Origin of the sequence: Algibacter sp. AS12 (genome assembly GCF_046736315.1) — a bacterium.
Classification (GTDB): Bacteria; Bacteroidota; Bacteroidia; order Flavobacteriales; family Flavobacteriaceae; genus Algibacter_B; species Algibacter_B amylolyticus.
In genome coordinates, this window is record NZ_CP151841.1 from 3,310,943 (window position 1) to 3,329,040 (window position 18,098).

An 18,098-nucleotide genomic window follows, 5' to 3' on the forward strand; every position below is an offset into this window, starting at 1 on the left:
ATAACAAGGTAGTTTTAGTTTAATTATTAATTAAATTAATATTTTACTAATCGTTATATATCATATAATTTCAAAAGAAATAATATATAAAATAAAACTTGGTGTAATTTATCACACTAAATTAAAATAATTATATACATGCATAAGTTGTTCTTGACATTTTTATTTTTTTATTCCTATTTAGGATATACTCAAGAATTTAATCAGGATTATTTAATCGATTATATTTCAACAGATCAAGGACTTTCTCATAATTATGTGTCTCAGGTCGTAAGCGATTCTTTAAATTTTAAATGGATTGCATCAGAAAATGGACTTATTAAATATGATGGCAATAGTTATACAACTATAAAACCAGGACCAGATTATCCAGGACTTCATAATGAAAATATAGAAACTCTTTTTATAGACAGTAAAAACAATCTTTGGATTGGAACTAAGAGTGGTGGTTTGTCTAGAATAACACTAGAAACTGGTGAGTTAGATAATTTTAATACTGTGCTAACAGGTAACGAAAGAGCAGCATTAAGAGTTCGGGCAATTAATGAGGATTCCAATGGAAATATATGGGTTGGAACTAGCGAAAATGGTCTTTTTGTTATTAATAATACTTATAATGAATTGTTGGAACATTATCCTTTTAAACAGGTTCTTAGTATCATAAAAGATGATTATGGTAATATGTGGTTTGGCTCTAAAAATACTTTAAAAAAGTATGATCCTTCAGAAGAACGAGTTTTTTCATTTGTACTAGATGAAGAACTTTCTACTATAACAGATGTAGTAGAGGATGCTAAACGTAATTGTTTGTGGATAAGCACATTGTCTGATGGAGTTCAAGAAAATAAAAAAATTTTTCAACTAGATTTCACAAAATTAAGTATTAAAAAATTTAGTACTGGAATTGAAACAGATTATTTTCCAACACTTCATTTGGATAATACAGACAGCCTATGGATTGGTACATGGGGAAATGGGCTGTATAGGTATAATGAGGGTTTACAAGAGTTTGAAAAAATAAACTTGGTATATCCTCCAAATGAAAAAAACACGGTTAATTATGATATTGTAATAAATATCCATAACGATAAAGATAATGTGTTGTGGATTGCAACAGGATTAGGAGGCATAGTAAAATTAACAGAAGGAAAAGGTTTTAAAAACTTAGATGCCCTTGTTCAAAATTCAGTTTTAAAGGAAAATCTTGTTATACTTTCAATACTTAAAAAAGAAAAATTTTGGCTTGGAACTTTACGCAATGGTCTATTTATTGGAGACTCTCTTGCAAACCTCAACCAAGTTAGAGAAATCGGAAATAAAAAAGTACTATCTATTTATGAGGATAATTCTATTTTCTATGTTGGAACTCCCGATGAATGTTTTTTATTAAATGCTTCTGGCGAAAAAATAAGTTCTATTAAAATTCCTTTAGCTACAGCTTACTTAGCAGAAAAGGAAGGATTGATTTGGGTAGGTACGCAACAAGACGGGGTTATTTTATTAGATGTCTCTAATCCTAAAAATCCGGTTATTGGAGATCAGTTTACTTACAATACTGAAAAAAAATCATTAGGAAGCACCCGAATTACTTCTGTAGTTCGAGATAGTGATAACAACATGTGGATAGGAACCTACAACGGTATGTATATGTATGACTATAGGAATAAGGAATTTGTTCATCATGCTGAGTTTTTCGATGAATCTTTACCGGCTATCATTAATGTTGCATTTGTAGATAATGGTTTTATATGGTTAGGAACTCCCGAAGGTTTGTTTAAATTAAAATATATAAATAATACATTAAAGTTAATAGATAAATTTTCAAAAGCAGATGGACTTTACAATGATTTTATTTGCGGAATTACGAGTCATGACAATATACTTTGGTTAACCACTACCACCAATTTAGTTCGCTTAAATATCAAGGATAAGTCTTTCGTAGAATATGGAAGAAATGATGGTGTTTACACATCGCAATTCTATATAAGAAGTTTTTATAAGGATGATGCTTCGTGGATATATACAGGTGGTTTAGGAAATTTAACATATTTTCAGCCTGATAATATAAAAAAAGAAATAGTAGAAAATACCGATATTACATTAACACATTTATATGTTAATAATGAGGTGGTAACACCTAGCAATCCTAAATATGAATTTGTCAATCTTAATAAAGATTTTAGTTATGTTGAGGATATTGAATTTACTCATAAAGAAAAGTCGTTTGCAATAGGTTTTGCAAGTTCCAATTTTGCAAACAAAGTCAATAATTATAGATATAAGTTAGAAGGCTATCAGGACAATTGGGTAAATTTAAAGTCACAAAACGAGGTTCATTTTGTTGGATTGCCACCAGGTAATTACAAGCTACTAATAAGCTCGTCAAAAGATTTACAACAATGGTCTAAACCAAAGCCGCTTAATATAAAGATTAATTATGCACCTTGGCTTAGTCCATGGGCTTTTTTATTATATTTCGTAGTATTTACTTTAGTAATTACCAGTTTTTATTATATGCTATTAAGGCATTCCAAACTGCGAAATACATTAAAAAAGGAACAAGAATTAAGTGAAGCTAAATTTACATTTTTCACTAATATTTCTCACGAATTTAGAACACCACTTACGTTAATTACGGGGCCTGTTAAAGAGCTTATTTCAATGACGGATTTAAAAACAGAGGTAACCGAAAAACTAATTACTGTAGATAAAAATGCAACACGTTTACTTAACCTTATTAATCAATTACTTGATTTTAGAAAAGCAGGCCATGGACTATTAAAACTAAATGTAAGTGATGGGAATTTTGCTCGATTTACAGAAGAAGTGTTTCTTTATTTTAAAGAACAAGCTGCGGAAAAAAACTATAATTATGAGTTTAGTAAATCTAATGACTCCATTGATTTTCCTTTTGATAGAAATAAGATAGAAATTGTATTATGTAATATAATTTCCAATGCTTTTAAGTTTACTAAAGAAGGTGGAACTATAAAACTATCTGTAAGTGAAGAAGATAATTTTTGTGTATTAAAGCTTCAAGATAACGGAGCTGGAATGAGCCAGGAATTTCAAGATAAAATTTTTAATCGCTTTTTTCAAATACAAACAACAAATACCTTCGATTTTATTGGTAGTGGTATAGGTTTAAGTTTTACCAAGAAAATTGTTGAATTACATCATGGTAAAATAGAAGTTAATAGTGCAATAAATAAGGGAACTGAATTTATAATTAAATTTCCTTTATCTATTAATTATAGCGTTAAAGATATTGATTTAGATACTAGAAATACTGATAAGATTGAAATATATGAAAAACTTGATCTTGATGATTTAAATATTAAAAATTTAGATATAGAACAAAAGGACAATACAATATTAATAGTAGACGATAATAAGGACATTAGAAAGTATATCCGTCAGTTTTTATCACCGCATTACAATATATTGGTGGCTAAAAATGGAAAGCAATGTATAAAAATAGCATCAAAAGAAAATTGCGATTTAATACTATGTGACATAATGATGCCAGTAATGGATGGCTTAACAGCTTGCAAAAGTTTAAAATCCAATATAAGTACGTCCCATATTCCAGTAATTTTGCTCACCGCACGATCATCTAACATGTATGAAATTAAAGGTTTAAAAACAGGAGCAGATGATTTTATAACAAAACCTTTTGATCCTCAGATTGTAAAAGCAAGAATTGCTTCACTTCTAGAAAATCGATCTAAAACCAGAGAGTATTTTTTAAATAAAGTACGCTTTGAACCAACGGTTTCAAAAGTTGAAACAGGTAATTTTGAACTTGAATTTATAAATAAAGTAATTACTGCTGTAGAAGAAAATCTTACTAACGAGGAATTTGGAATTAATAGTTTGATTGATATTTGCCATATGAGTCAATCTACGTTATACCGAAAAATTAAATCGCTTACAGGGCTTTCTCTTACAGGGTTTATTCGTTCGATTAGATTAAAAAAATCTGCCGAGTTAATTCTTACTGAAAATATGAAAATGGCCGATGTTGCTATGCAGGTAGGGTTTAACGATTATAAATACTTTAAAGTCTCCTTTACAAAGCAATTTGGATGTCTTCCGTCCAAGTATAAATCAAAAATTAAGTTGCAAGTAAATAATGGTTGAATTTATGCAAAAAGCATGTTATTAATAGATTATAATAGGTGATTTTGATTTATTCACCCTATCAATTGAATCATTTGTCTCTATTAGAGCAGCTGTACTTATATAATTTTGTTTCATAAATTATTATATCCCAAATAATTTTTAATAAATAGGTGTTCGCGCAGAAACATTAACGGAAAGTAGTGACGTTTTTACTATCCCAATTGTTTTTAATATTCCGAATTAAGGAATGTATTAGTAATAAGCATTTTAATTTTAGAATTAAATAACTAATAATCTAAAGAATAAGAAACTAAACATGGGTAAGCCAATACGTTATTACATTTATAAACGCTCTTTTTTGTTACTATTTTTTATAGTTGTATCCTGTAGTAAAGAAACCAAACTTAAACAAAACAATAGGAAACCAAATATCTTATTTCTTAGTATAAATGATGTCAATGATTTTGTAGGCTTTTTAGATGGTAGATACAAAGCTATCACACCAAATATGGACAAAGTTGCCGATTTGGGAGTTAATTTTGCAAATGCTCACTGCACAACGCCTTCCTGTGGCCCTAGCAGAAATGCTATCTTATTTGGACAGCATGCCTTTAATTCAGGTTTATATCGTTATAATAAGGATATGCAAGAGGTGCAGGTTGAAATACGAAAAAAAACTCCAGAATTTATTTCTTTACCACAATTACTTAAAGAAAATGGATACAATACATTTGCATCTGGAGAAATTCATTGCTACAATTGGACATATACCCACATGCATGGTAAAAATGAATGGACAGGACACTACACTCCAAAACAAAAGGAGATGAAGCCTATTGAAGATTTAGGTTATACGTTTAGTAAATCTCGGAAATTTTATCCTACCCTGAATGATGACTCAGACTACCAGTCGTATGATGTGGTTAATTACGGAATTGAAATACTTGAAAAAAAACATGAAACTCCTTTTTTTCTTGCATTAGGTTTATATGAAGGACATTTACCTAATATGATTCCTAAAAAATATTTTGACTTATATAATGAATTAGAAATCACTCCTACTTATTTAGAAGATTTGGATGATATTCCACCTGTAGGCATTGAATTCATACATAATGGTAATGATGATAAGAAGATTAAACAGGCCGACAAATGGAAATTGGTTATTCAGTCTTATTTAGCAACGCTTTCATTTATAGATAATCAAGTTGGTAGAATAATAACGGCTTTGAAAAATAGTGAAAATTACAAGAATACTATTGTAATATTGTGGTCAGACCATGGTAATCATTACGGTAGTAAATCAAAATTAGGAAAATTTACGCTTTGGGAGGGAGCAACCCGTGTTCCACTCATAATCTGGGATTTGAGTACGGATATACAAAAAGGAAGGGTGTGTAATGAAAGTACATCTCTTGTCGATATTTACCCCACCATCATGGCACTAACAGGTATTAAATCTCCAACTTATCTTGATGGCATTGATTTGACTCCATGGCTTAAAAACCCACAATTAAAACGTGATATTCCTGCAATTACTACTATGGGGAGAGGAAACTATGCCATTAGAACAAAAGATTGGCGATATATTAGATATCATGATGGTAGCGAAGAATTATATCATAATGCTGTGGATAAACTTGAAATTAAAAATTTGGCTAATATTGATACATATCAAGCTCAAAAAAAGCATATGATAAAGTGGCTTCCAAAATACGAAGCACCATTGAATGATATGAATGCTGGACCAATGATTTTTTATGATGCTGACCGATAAAATAGGTAGTTTAATACATAAAGCGTTAAAAGTCTCCTTTACAAAGCAATTTGGATGTCTTCCTTCCAAATACAAATCAAAAATTAAGTTGCAAACTCAAACCAAGATATAAAAATTTATTAAAAAGTTTTAGCGGTGTAGTGGCTATTTACGTTTTTATAAAATACTTGTGTTAAGTGTCTCAGGTTTGTTATGTGGTATCTTAAAATTCAATGTATTAATTAGCTGAAGTGCTTTAAAGCTATTTGTTTTTTATAATTAACAAAATAGATTTTTTACAACTGAAAAAAGCACTGTAAAAAAATGAAGTTATAAGAATCCTTTGTTTTTATTCGGTTTTAAAGGCAATTTTGATTTATTCTCCCTAAAAATCGAATTATTTGACCTAATTAAAACTTCAATTCTAATTTAAATTTGACCTATTAAGATTCTATAATAGATAGCTTATAACTAATAGTTTTTATTTATGATTTTAACAACCACTAAAACCAAAATTAAACAAAGTAAATTATGGAAAAAAGTACTTTATTACCGCAATTAATCTATGTGTTCTTCACTTTTCAATTATTATTTAGTAATAATATTCTAGCCCAAAATCAAGAAGAATGCTTTGATTATAACAAAACAGCATTGTTTACAGGCCTATGGTTTGGAGATGGAGAAGCCAAATTTGAAAACAGTAAAATAATAGATGGGATTACCTATCATGGAGGTAAAATTTGGGCCATAAAGGAGTATAGAGATGAGGTGGTTGAAGCTTTTGGTGATGGATATGGGATAGAGGGAATCTACTGGGATCTAGAACGATACGAAAATATTAAAAAAGAATTAAATACAACGCCTCCACCAACATCTGCAGAAAAAACTGCAATAGAAAAAAGATTAAATAATATCATTTTTTGGGTGCATCCAGACGGTCCTTTTAAAGACTTTGATCCAACCCATGCTCGAAGTACATCTCCTATTATTCCAGCTCCAGCTGAGGTAGTTAATACTAGAAGTAAGGTTTTATCTTGGATGATGGGTGTTGTATATACCGAAGGTTTTCGAGGAGGTAGAATAATAGATGATAGAGGTGACATTGCTTTAGAAAAAATGCAAAAAGCGTTTGATTTGATTAAAACTGTAGGCTTTGAAACAGCAACCTTAACGCGAGAAGATAAGAACACATCAACCCCTAAATATGCAATTAAGATTAAGGAACCAGATTTTAAAATTCTACATGCACTTCCGTTTCGAAGATGGCACAGAGTTCCTGGAATGCCACCGGCTGTTAATGGACAAGTATCACCTCCATCAGACGTAGAGCAATATCCAAGTTGCTCTTTAAGTGTAAATCCGATAAACCAAGAAGATAAATTAGTAATTAAAAATCCATTAAACCAAGGAGATGGCTTAACAATCAAGTTACCAAATGGTTTACAAACTGCAGAATGCAAAATTTTTGATATCCAAGGAAAAGTAATAGATAATTTTAATATTACAGCCAATGTGCAAACTTACCATCAAACAGCTAAATTAAGTAATGGATTATATTTTATTAAAGTGTATTTTGAAGGTCAAGTAAAGAGTATAAAGTTAATTATTAAATAGATTACTTATTTATCGTCAAAATATAAACGATACACTCAAAATAAGATATAACAATTAGTTAAAATGTGTTGGCATTTAAGTAGCTAAGTTTGTGTCTTATTATAATTGCTTTTGTTAGTTTTTGTTTAGTAGGGAATCTCCTTTTATTTTAACTAATTTTTATTAGAAAAAGTTGAGTATAGTGCATTGTTTTATAATGCAAAAAAAAGATTATAAAGAATAAAAAGAAATATATCAAGAATAAGCATGAATTTTTATAAATCGTCTGTTTTACTAGGGTTAAAGACTAAATTTGATTTATTCCCCCTAAGAATTGAATCATTTGACCTAATAAAAACAACAGTTGTATTCTATATTTGACCTATTAAGTTTTAGTAATAAAAGACTTTGAAAAAAATAATTTTTATCTGTGATTTTTAACAACCATTAAAACCAATATAACAAAAACTAAATTTAGTAAATATGAACATAGAGATACTTAAAAGAAAACTATTTTTAAAAAAGCAAATCAAGGTTTATTTAATTACCTTTTTGTTATCACTAAGTGTAAACGCGTTACATGCACAAGAGATAAAAGGTGTCGTCACCGGGTCAGGTTTACCATTAGCAGGAGCCAGTATAATAGTTAAGGGAACAAATAAAGGTGTAGTTACCGATTTTGATGGTAATTATTCTATTAACATAGCAGCAGGACAAACATTGGTTTTTTCCTATATAGGCTTTATCAATGAAGAAATTTTAATAAAAGATCAAACTATTATTAATGTAGTAATGGAAGAAGATCTTTCTACTCTAGATGAGGTTGTTATTGTCGGTTATGGAACACAACTTAAAAAAGAAGTTACTGGTGCCGTTGGACAAGTAAAAGCAGAAGAATTAGAAAAAGTAACAACTTCTGATATTGGTACAGCTTTACAAGGTCAAATAGCAGGTGTTAATGTATCATCTTCATCTGGTGCTCCTGGAGAAGAAGCAAATATTTTAATTCGTGGTTTTAGTTCATTAATAGATGGACAAAACGGACCGCTATATGTAGTAGATGGTATTCCTTTTGATTCGGACCCTGGTTTAAGTATTAGTGAAATTGAATCTATAGATGTATTAAAAGATGCAGCATCGGCTTCAATTTATGGTACACGTGCTGCTGGTGGTGTTATATTAATTACAACCAAAAAAGGTAAAGTTGGCCAAATGAGTATCCGTGTAAATTCAGAATATGGATTTCAAGATATCAACCCAACGTTCGATCTTATGACTAAGGAGCAGTATACCTATGTGCAGCTAACAAGCACAAGTATCAACCAAGTTAAAACTAAGGGTAATGTAGATGGAGATATCCATAGAAATCCAAATAATTTCACAAACAATAGCACCTTAGATGATTTATTGCTAAATGATATGGCACCTATTCAAAATCACTCTATTAATATATCTGGCGGAAAAGAGGGTTTAACATATAGTTTTAATGGTAATTATTTTGGTCAAGAAGGTATTTTTTATAATTCAGATTTTAAAAGATATAACATCAGATCCAATGTGGAGTTTAAAAAAGATAAATGGAAGGTTATAACAGGCTTAAATCTTAGAAGAGATGAAAAGCTGGTGCCTTTAAGTGGCTTAACAAATAGAATTTATCGTTTAAGACCTTTTACAACTCAAATAGACTTAGATACTAACTCTTTAGAAAATGCTGCGGCACCTATAGGCAATCCTAATCAGGATTACTTTCTAAATGATGCTAGACGTATTGCTAGTCAAGCACGATCTTTCAAAACAACAGATGAAAGATTTATAAATACGCATACGGGTAATATTCAAATAGAGTTTGATCCCATTAAAGAATTAAAGTTTACTGCGCGATTTGGAGCAACTTATTCCGATCAAAAACAAGAAAGACAAGTACCAAGATTTGATGTTTTTGATACTGATGGTAATTTAATCTCCGATCCAGATAACATAACGTCAATTAGACTAACAGATATTACATATTCTAAAATCACATCAGAGCAGTTTGTTAATTATAAAAAACAATTAGGAAAACATAACTTCAACCTATTGCTAGGTACATCTTTTGAAAAGTCAGAAAATGAACGTTACCGTGTAGAAAAAAGATCGAACATAAACCCTGCAATTACCGTATTGGATAATTTTTCAGATATTGGAACAGTAGAGTCTGGAGGTCAGGATTATACAAGAACGCTAATTGGGAACATTGCAAGAATCCAATATAATTTTGATGGTAAATACCTATTAAGTGCGAGTGGTAGATATGATGGCTCTTCTCAATTTAGTAAAGATAATAGATGGGGCTTTTTTCCATCTGTATCAGTGGGTTGGAATATTTCAGACGAACCATTTTGGAAGCCTTTAAAAAAGACAGTAAACTCGGTTAAAATGAGAATGGGGTATGGAACTACTGGTAATGATAGATTTAGTGCTTATAGTAATCAAACCGTTGTTCAAGTTGGTAGTGATTATGTTTTTGGAAGTGATAATGCTTCTGGAGACATTAATAATCCTAATTCTGGAGAAGTTGTACTTGGAACAACACAAGTTGATTATGCTAACGCAGATTTAAAATGGGAAACTAATGTTGAAACAAATTTAGGTTTCGATTTAGGGTTTTTTAAAAACAAATTAACCTTTACTACAGATGTTTATAAGAATGAAAAGGAAGACTTACTTTATCAAGTAATTAATCCACCTTCTACAGGTGTAAATGGTAATAACGGAACCACTATCTTCAATGTAGGTAACATGCAAAATACGGGTGTGGAATACGGTTTAAAATACAAACATAAGGGTAGAAAATCTGGTTTTGATTGGAACGTGGCTGCAACGTATACTAGTAATAGTAATGTGGTTACAAAAACAAGTTTAAACAACCCAATTATTTATTTAGATGGAAGTTATGTTTCCGATGCTGGTACCCAAGAGTTGGTAAGTGTTATTACCGAAGGTTATGAAGCTGCTGCTTTTTTCTTAAGAGAAACGGATGGTGTTATAAAAACACAAGAAGAGCTTGAAGAATATAAAACTATTGACCCGGGTGCACAAATAGGAGAGTTTAGATATATCGATCAATTAACAGTAGATACTGATGGCGATGGTGTTGCAGATGCAGGGGATGGAACTATTGATGATGATGATAGAGTATACTCCGGTAGTGGAACTCCAGATTGGGAAGCTGGCCTAAATATTTCAGCAAACTATAAAGGTTTCGATTTCACCATGCAATGGTATGGAGCCTTTGGAGCAGAAATCATGAATGGAGGTAAGGCTTATGCGTATCAAGTAGGAACACATAGAGATCTTTTTTATGCTTGGACAGAACAAAATCCAACATCAGATATTCCATGGTATGATGGTGGTCAATCATCATCTTATAGAGGTGCCTCTGGATATTTTTTAGAAGATGGAGACTTCATAAGATTAAGAAATGTATCCTTAGGCTACAATTTACCTAAAAAGGTACTTAATAACTTAGGTTTTAGTAAATGTAGATTTTATATACAAGGTCAAAACCTACTTACCATAACAGATTATACTGGTTTTGATCCGGAAGTAGGAGGTAATGGGTTAAGCACCCGAGGAATAGATCAAGGAAGATATCCGCTAACTTCACAATATAGATTAGGTGTTCAACTTCAATTTTAATAAAATACCGATGGAAAATAAAGACAAAAAAATAAAATTAAAGATGAAAAATACATTAAAGAATGGAATAATTCCTCTTATGCTTTTTGTAATTACATTGCATTCATGTACAGAAGAGTTAGATCAGGTAAATCCAAATGCACTTACAAACGAAAGTTTTTGGCAGAATACAGGTGATTTAAATGCGGGCTTAAATGCTGTTTATGCGTCGTTAAGAGATGAAAATATTATAGGTACTTTGTTTGAGCCTTATCGAACAGATGTAGCGGTACCAGGAACACAAAGAAATTTTACTTCAGGGAACCCTATATACGATCAAACATTTGATTTAACCACAGACGAAGTTCAAGATAAATGGGATGCTTGTTTTACCGGAGTCTTTAGAGCGAACCAAGTTATTGATGCTTATGAAGATTTAAAATCTAGTTTTGGAGATGAAAGTTCGCAAGATGCAGGAATAAGAATTGTTGCTCAAGCAAGAGCACTTAGAGGATATTATTATTATGTGCTTCATAATTCTTATAACAATGGTTCTTTACCATTATTTGCCACGGTTCCTGCAACGTTTGATGAGTTTCAAAAATCATTCTCTTCATCTGATGATATTAAAGACTTTTATAGAGAAGATTTGCAATATGGTTTAGAAAATTTACCAAAAACATATAATGATTGGGGCGATGTAGGTTCGGGTAACTTAGGACGAGTAACAGCAGGTTTCTGCGAAGCCTTAATTGCTAAAAGTTATATGAATGAAAATGATTTTACAACTGCAGAACCAATACTTTTAAATGTAATTAATAATTACAACTATAATTTAGCAGATAATCTAGAAAAATGTTTTACTGGAATTGATGAGTTTAATAACGAGTCTATTTTTGAAATTAATTATAAACAAATTGGCGTTGAGTTAGGTACAGACGAGAAAAATGTATCTCAAAGAATTTCATCAATACTAAATATAAATAGAGTTATTCAACCTTCATCTTGGATAACACTAAAGTATAGAGCAGAAAAACCAGACCCATTGGATGATGCAAATTATCTAAATAGAAATCTTTATGATAGAAGTAATGGAGACCTTATTGGTGTAGACGAGAATGTTTTGAGAAAGTATAGTTTCCGAATGGGTAATTCTATTTCTTCGGTAGATGATGTAGATTCTCCGATGTACGGTGTTACAACTGGCGAATATGGTATAAGTAGAAATGCTAGATCTCATGCTAAAGCTTCTCCTAATTTTTGGAAAAAATTTACAGGTTGGAATACTGAAAATGGTGGAGATGGAGAAGATCAAGACCCAAGTGTTGATGGTAGATCGGGTATAAATATCCCTGTGATTCGTTTAGCCGAAATTTATTTATTATATGCAGAATGTATGATTGAAAAAGGCGATTTAACCGAAGCTTTAAGGTATATAAATAGAATTAGAAAAAGATCGCATCTTATTTTATTAGGTAACGAAGGTATTGGCGAATTTTCTGGAAATTCTACCTACATGAATGATATTGATATGGATCCTGATAATGGAGAACAATCTGTAAATATTGATAATTTAAAAGAACACTTAAGGTTTACAGAAAAGCCATTAGAATTAGCTTTAGAAGGTGTAAGGTATATAGATTTAAGACGTTGGGGCGTTTGGAAACAACAATTACAAGCCATTGCTTTGCCGGAATATGATGCTTTTAGTTACAGGCAAAATATTAACGGAGCCAATCCAATAAGGTTTAGATGTTTTCTAGTTCCTACAGGTGAAGTGCCTCCTCTTGAAACACTTAGAAACCCTGATAATATTGAAACCAATACAAATAGAAGAACTGAAGAAGCTCATTTAAAAGATCACTTATTAGGATCTCAAAATTTTAATGAAAGCTTACACTCTTATTTCCCAATACCTCAAGATGAGATTAACTCTAATTTAAACTCAAATTAATTTTTATAATTATGAAAAACGTATTAAAAATTTTGTTTTTACTGCCTATTATACTTATTACTAGTTGTAATGAAGATGATTACGAAACACCACCATCTTTCACAGACCTTTTTATTACCATGAGTTCTGGTGCAAATGAGGTAAGAGATTCAGAGGTTAATCAATTTTTCTCCTTTAGTGATATTTCGGCAGGAGCTCTGGTAACCGAATGGACTATTCCAGAAAACTCATTCTTTCTAGAAGGACCAATTCCGAACAACTTACCTAATCATGATAATTATATAAAAGAACCTATAACTAACGTTTCAAACGAAAAAACTGTTAGTATTCTATTTAAAAAAGGTAATTCAGATACTAGAATAAAATATTATGGTGAATTTGCAGATTCTACATCTTACAGGTATAATATTTTCGATACCGAAACCAATACGTCAATTGAAGATACTATAGCAACCGTAAACGTAAATGGCGTATGGGTTGCTGAACATGAATTTTCATTAGATGTTTACGATACGGTTGTTGCAAAACCAGAAATTAGATATTTAAATGAAACCATTATTGATTATGAAAGCAATTCTGCTGTAACCTTAAATTTAGGCGATCAATTAATTGTTGAAGACCTTAGTAATTTTATTGAGAACAATAATGCGAGACCAGAATTAACAACGTGGCGTATTGTAACTAATGTAGAAGATGAAGATGATCGCGTAACAATTTTTAGTAGCACACTTGAAAGAGGGAGCGATTTTGAAAAAAGAATTATTGATACGATTCCATTTAATTCAGTTGGCGATTTTAAAATAGAATTATTAGCTAGAAGAGAACGTACGGAAACATTAAATGCTAGTGTAGATACTTTTATAATACCTACAGTTTTTAGTGTAGTACCTTAAACTAAAGGTATTACCAATACATTGTTTTAATTTTTAAATACGCATAGTTTACATGATTATTTTGAAGCAAGTTTTTTGCTTAACGACGTTATGCGCTTAAGTCTATAACTTATAGGTTAATAGTAAATTATATAATTAGCGGGAAATTTAAAAATTATAATACAACATTTAAAATTACATTTTAATAAAAATTAAAGAATAAGAAATCAAATATGGAAAAGCAAATATGTTATTACCTTAATAAATTTTCCTTTCTGTTACTACTGTTTTTAGTGGTATCCTGTAAAAAAGAAAATAAAGTTCAACAAATAATCGATAAAAAACCAAATATCATTATAGTATATATGGATGATCTTGGCTATGGAGATGTTGGATTTAATGGTGGTGAAATTGCGACTCCTAATATGGATAAACTAGCAGCTCAAGGATTGGTTTTTGAAAACGGATATGCCACTTCTGCAACTTGTACACCAAGTAGGTATGCACTTTTAACAGGTATATACCCTTGGCGTAAAAAAGACGCAAAAATACTTACAGGATCTGCTCCGCTTCTTATTGATACGTCTCAAGTAACTATTCCTAAACTTATGAAGGAGTCTGGTTATGTTACTAGTATAGTAGGAAAATGGCATTTAGGACTGGGAGATGGTAATATTAATTGGAATACACATATTTCACCGGGTCCTAATGATGTAGGGTTTGATGAATCTTATATTATGGCTGCCACTCAAGATAGAGTTCCAACTGTATATATAAAAGATGGAAAAGTAATTGATTTAGATCCTGCTGACCCGATAGAAGTTAGTTATAAAGAAAATTTCCCTGGAGAACCTACAGCATTAGATCACCCAGAAATGCTCAGGATGAAATGGCATCATACTCATAATAACAGTATAGTAAATGGTATTTCAAGAATTGGTTTCATGAAGGGAGGAAATAGTGCTAAATGGGTAGATACCACCATGTCTAAAACGTTTTTAAAAGAAGCACAGCGTTTTGTAATGGATAACAAGAGTAAACCTTTCTTTTTATATTATGCATTACAGCAACCCCATGTTCCAAGAACTCCTAATCCAAAGTTTGTTGGGAAATCTGGAAAAGGGCCTCGTGGCGATGTTATTGTAGAGGCAGATTGGACTTTAGGACAACTAATGAAAACTTTGGAAAATGAAAACTTACTAGAAAATACATTAATAGTATTTACAAGTGATAACGGACCTGTTTTAAATGATGGTTATTATGATGAAGCTGTAGAGAAAAATGGTAGCCATAAACCATGGGGGCCTTTTAGCGGAGGTAAATATAGTCTGCTTCAAGCAGGAACACATGTACCTTTTGTAACATATTGGAAAGGAAAAATAAAACCAGGAACTTCCAAAGCTATAGTTTCTCAATTAGACCTTTTGGCTTCTCTATCTGATTTAGTAAAAGAAGAAATACCACAAACTGATAGTCAAAACTTGTTAAGTACGTTTCTAGGAGAAACCTCTCAAGGAAGATCGGAACTTGTAATTGAAGCTATGTCTAGAACAGCTTTAAGAAAAGGCGATTGGGTTATGATTCCGCCTTATAAAGGACCAAAGGTTATGAAAAAACAGAATATTAAAACTGGTAGTTCTGATGAGTATCAACTTTATAACCTTGTTGATGATATAAATGAACAAACAAATTTGGCTAAAAAAAATACTGCTAAACTTAATGAGATGATAGAATCATTCAAGAGTATAAAAGGTAATGATTAACAATGATTTTAAAAATTTAATTTAAAAATTTAATTTAAAAAAAACATGAAAATTAATAAAATAAATTTTAAAAAATTAACACTTTCATTCTTGTTAGTTAGTTCTTGTATGCTTTCTGCTTGTCAAGATAAAGATGGTTTTGTTGAAGAAAAAGAAGAGGGAATTCCTACCGAAGAAATTCCTGAGGAAGAAACCCTTATTCCGGACCTTGTAATAGGTTCACTAGAATTCGAGCAAACAGGACCAGTAGGTGGAGGTTACCCAAATGTTGTAACATGGGATCCTAATGAATCTGGAAAAATTTATTTTGGATCTGATATTGGTGGTACTGGTAGATCAACTAATTATGGAAAAAATTTCGAATCTGTAGCGCGAGGATTGGGATATGAAGATTCCCATCAAAAAATAGCAACCCTTAATGCAATTAATGTAGATGGGAGTACTATTATTGTTGGCGGAACTGGGTTTAAAGGAACAGGCGGTGAAGTTATTTCCTCTTCAAACGGTGGAGATACCTGGAGTCACGACTCGTCAGATATATCCTTTTCCGCACAAAATAGCAATACCCCTTTACCAACCAGAAGACCCCGCTCTACAGATCCAAGTTTAATTCAATGGGTAAGTGGTTCTACTTGGGTTGCTGGTACCTATAAAGATGGAGTTTGGATCTCAACTAACAACCGTAAAAGTTGGAGTAGATTAAATGTTTTTAGTGATGATGTATTTATACGTGCAATGGCCATGTCACCAGATGATTCAAATACCATTTATGTAGGTTTGTGGGGAGATAATTCATCAATTGAAAATAAAGGGTTATGGCGCATAAGTAATTTAGATACGACACCCGAAGCAATAAAAGTTTCAGGAATACCAGATGTGGTGGAGTCTATTACCGTTTTAGGAAATCGTCTTTATTTAGCTTGTGGAAGATTTGGGGTAAGAAGATACGTTCCGTCAAATAATAACCTTTCCGATATTACTAACAGTATAGGAACCACAGTTATGTCTACTACCATACATGGTGTGGAAAGAGCCTGGAATACAGATAGAGTTGTTGTTGGTACAGCCAATGGGAATGGTAATATCTGGGTTTCTGAAGATAGTGGAACAACCTGGACTAATACCACTAATTCAGGGGTGTCATTTAATCCTTGGGGAAGTGATGAAAATTTAATTGTATTTGAGGAACATGGTAATTGGGCTTTAGGTGGTGTGAAATGTGATGTAGCTGCAATTCAAGTATCTCCTCATAATCCAGATGCTTGGGTTGTTTGTTCTACTTCAGCAATTTGGACTACAGATAATGCAGGGGCTACATGGCAACCAGCTAATGGCTTTCAGATTTTAACATACAGAGATGTGGAGATAAGCCAAAATGGAGTAATCGCAGTTGCAAATACAGATCATGACATACTGTTATCTAATGATCAAGGTGATAAATGGACCGCAATAGGATTTGGAGAGGTAACAACTGGAAATGGACTTGCTTTTTCACCAAATGGAGAAGAATTAGCGTTTGCCGTTAATGAACGAGACAATAACACTACAGCAGGTAAATTTGGGGTAGCTTCTAGTCCTAACACGCCCTTATTACCAGAAGTGAATGAAATTAATAATTCGGCTTCTCCAAAGAGAATAGTAGGCTCTTCTTGGGTTAAACTTCCTGACGGAACAGAACGCCTTATTGTTGCTATAGATGATGGAGGAGTCAGAACAGTCGATCGCGTTAATGGCAATTGGTCAAGTTGGATTACACGAACTACTTCTTTTATGGGATTGCAATCTAATAATGGAATTAGGTGTTCGGTAGTGACAAATGGAGCTTCAATTACATTTATTTATGACAGAAAATCTGGTGTCTGGAGAACAACAGATTATGGTGAGACTTGGACTCAGGTTTTAACAGCGCCAGCTGGAAGTGATGAAGGCTATTTAGCATATGATAGCTCTAACGACAAATTATATGTTTCTACTTCAAATGAGATAATTAGAATTAAAGATGCCTCTAGTGAGTTTTCAACCGATAATTTATTGTTTCCAACTAATAAACCTGGGGCACTAGCTTTAGATTCAGTTGGTCGTTTATTAGTTTTTGCAAAAGCTTTGAGTTCTGGCACTTTAGATTGTGCGTTGTATTGTAATAGTAACCCAGGAACTGATCAAAATGCTTGGAATGACGTTGCAGATGAAACATTTAAAAGAGTAGCGCCGCCAGTTACCGATATAGATATTTTAGATAATACAATTGTTTTAACAACTTCAGGCAAAGGGCTGCTAGTTTCTAAAAGTTATCCTAATTAAAAGAATACTATAGAGACTAGGTATGCAAAAAGCTCTTTGTGTATTCTAGGTTTTTAAAATATTAACAGATGTATATT

At 31.8% G+C, this 18,098-nt stretch carries 8 protein-coding genes; all 8 read left to right on the forward strand.

What is annotated here, in order from left to right:
- Nucleotides 1–138 precede the first annotated feature (138 nt).
- A complete protein-coding gene (locus AAFN75_RS13720; protein ID WP_411806860.1) occupies nt 139–4,143 on the forward strand; it encodes a response regulator in 4,005 nt (1,334 codons plus the stop codon).
- A 298-nt stretch (nt 4,144–4,441) separates the two neighbouring features.
- The gene (locus tag AAFN75_RS13725) at nt 4,442–5,902 is read left to right on the forward strand and encodes a sulfatase (RefSeq protein ID WP_411806861.1); all 1,461 of its coding nucleotides are present in this window, start codon (nt 4,442–4,444) and stop codon (nt 5,900–5,902) included.
- A gap of 510 nt (nt 5,903–6,412) precedes the next feature.
- Nucleotides 6,413–7,495: a T9SS type A sorting domain-containing protein gene (locus AAFN75_RS13730; protein WP_411806862.1), complete on the forward strand. Its 1,083-nt coding sequence runs from the start codon at nt 6,413–6,415 to the stop codon at nt 7,493–7,495.
- A 462-nt stretch (nt 7,496–7,957) separates the two neighbouring features.
- Nucleotides 7,958–11,152 carry a SusC/RagA family TonB-linked outer membrane protein gene (locus tag AAFN75_RS13735; RefSeq protein WP_411806863.1) on the forward strand — a complete coding sequence of 1,065 codons (3,195 nt, stop codon included), beginning with the start codon at nt 7,958–7,960 and terminating at the stop codon, nt 11,150–11,152.
- A 43-nt stretch (nt 11,153–11,195) separates the two neighbouring features.
- On the forward strand, nt 11,196–13,085 hold the full coding sequence (locus AAFN75_RS13740; protein ID WP_411806864.1) for a RagB/SusD family nutrient uptake outer membrane protein: 1,890 nt from the start codon (nt 11,196–11,198) through the stop codon (nt 13,083–13,085).
- Between the two features lie 11 nt (nt 13,086–13,096).
- The gene (locus AAFN75_RS13745) at nt 13,097–13,978 is read left to right on the forward strand and encodes a hypothetical protein (protein WP_411806865.1); all 882 of its coding nucleotides are present in this window, start codon (nt 13,097–13,099) and stop codon (nt 13,976–13,978) included.
- Nucleotides 13,979–14,190: 212 nt separating this feature from the next.
- Nucleotides 14,191–15,720: a sulfatase-like hydrolase/transferase gene (locus tag AAFN75_RS13750; protein ID WP_411806866.1), complete on the forward strand. Its 1,530-nt coding sequence runs from the start codon at nt 14,191–14,193 to the stop codon at nt 15,718–15,720.
- 45 nt (nt 15,721–15,765) lie between these two features.
- The gene (locus AAFN75_RS13755) at nt 15,766–18,021 is read left to right on the forward strand and encodes a hypothetical protein (protein WP_411806867.1); all 2,256 of its coding nucleotides are present in this window, start codon (nt 15,766–15,768) and stop codon (nt 18,019–18,021) included.
- The last annotated feature ends 77 nt before the right edge of the window (nt 18,022–18,098 follow it).

What these genes read in the sequence shown, in the direction of transcription:
- AAFN75_RS13720 (WP_411806860.1), top strand. Translation starts at nt 139, where the DNA reads ATGCATAAGTTGTTCTTGACATTTTTATTTTTTTATTCCTATTTAGGA.
- AAFN75_RS13725 (WP_411806861.1), top strand. Translation starts at nt 4,442, where the DNA reads ATGGGTAAGCCAATACGTTATTACATTTATAAACGCTCTTTTTTGTTA.
- AAFN75_RS13730 (WP_411806862.1), top strand. Translation starts at nt 6,413, where the DNA reads ATGGAAAAAAGTACTTTATTACCGCAATTAATCTATGTGTTCTTCACT.
- AAFN75_RS13735 (WP_411806863.1), top strand. Translation starts at nt 7,958, where the DNA reads ATGAACATAGAGATACTTAAAAGAAAACTATTTTTAAAAAAGCAAATC.
- AAFN75_RS13740 (WP_411806864.1), top strand. Translation starts at nt 11,196, where the DNA reads ATGAAAAATACATTAAAGAATGGAATAATTCCTCTTATGCTTTTTGTA.
- AAFN75_RS13745 (WP_411806865.1), top strand. Translation starts at nt 13,097, where the DNA reads ATGAAAAACGTATTAAAAATTTTGTTTTTACTGCCTATTATACTTATT.
- AAFN75_RS13750 (WP_411806866.1), top strand. Translation starts at nt 14,191, where the DNA reads ATGGAAAAGCAAATATGTTATTACCTTAATAAATTTTCCTTTCTGTTA.
- AAFN75_RS13755 (WP_411806867.1), top strand. Translation starts at nt 15,766, where the DNA reads ATGAAAATTAATAAAATAAATTTTAAAAAATTAACACTTTCATTCTTG.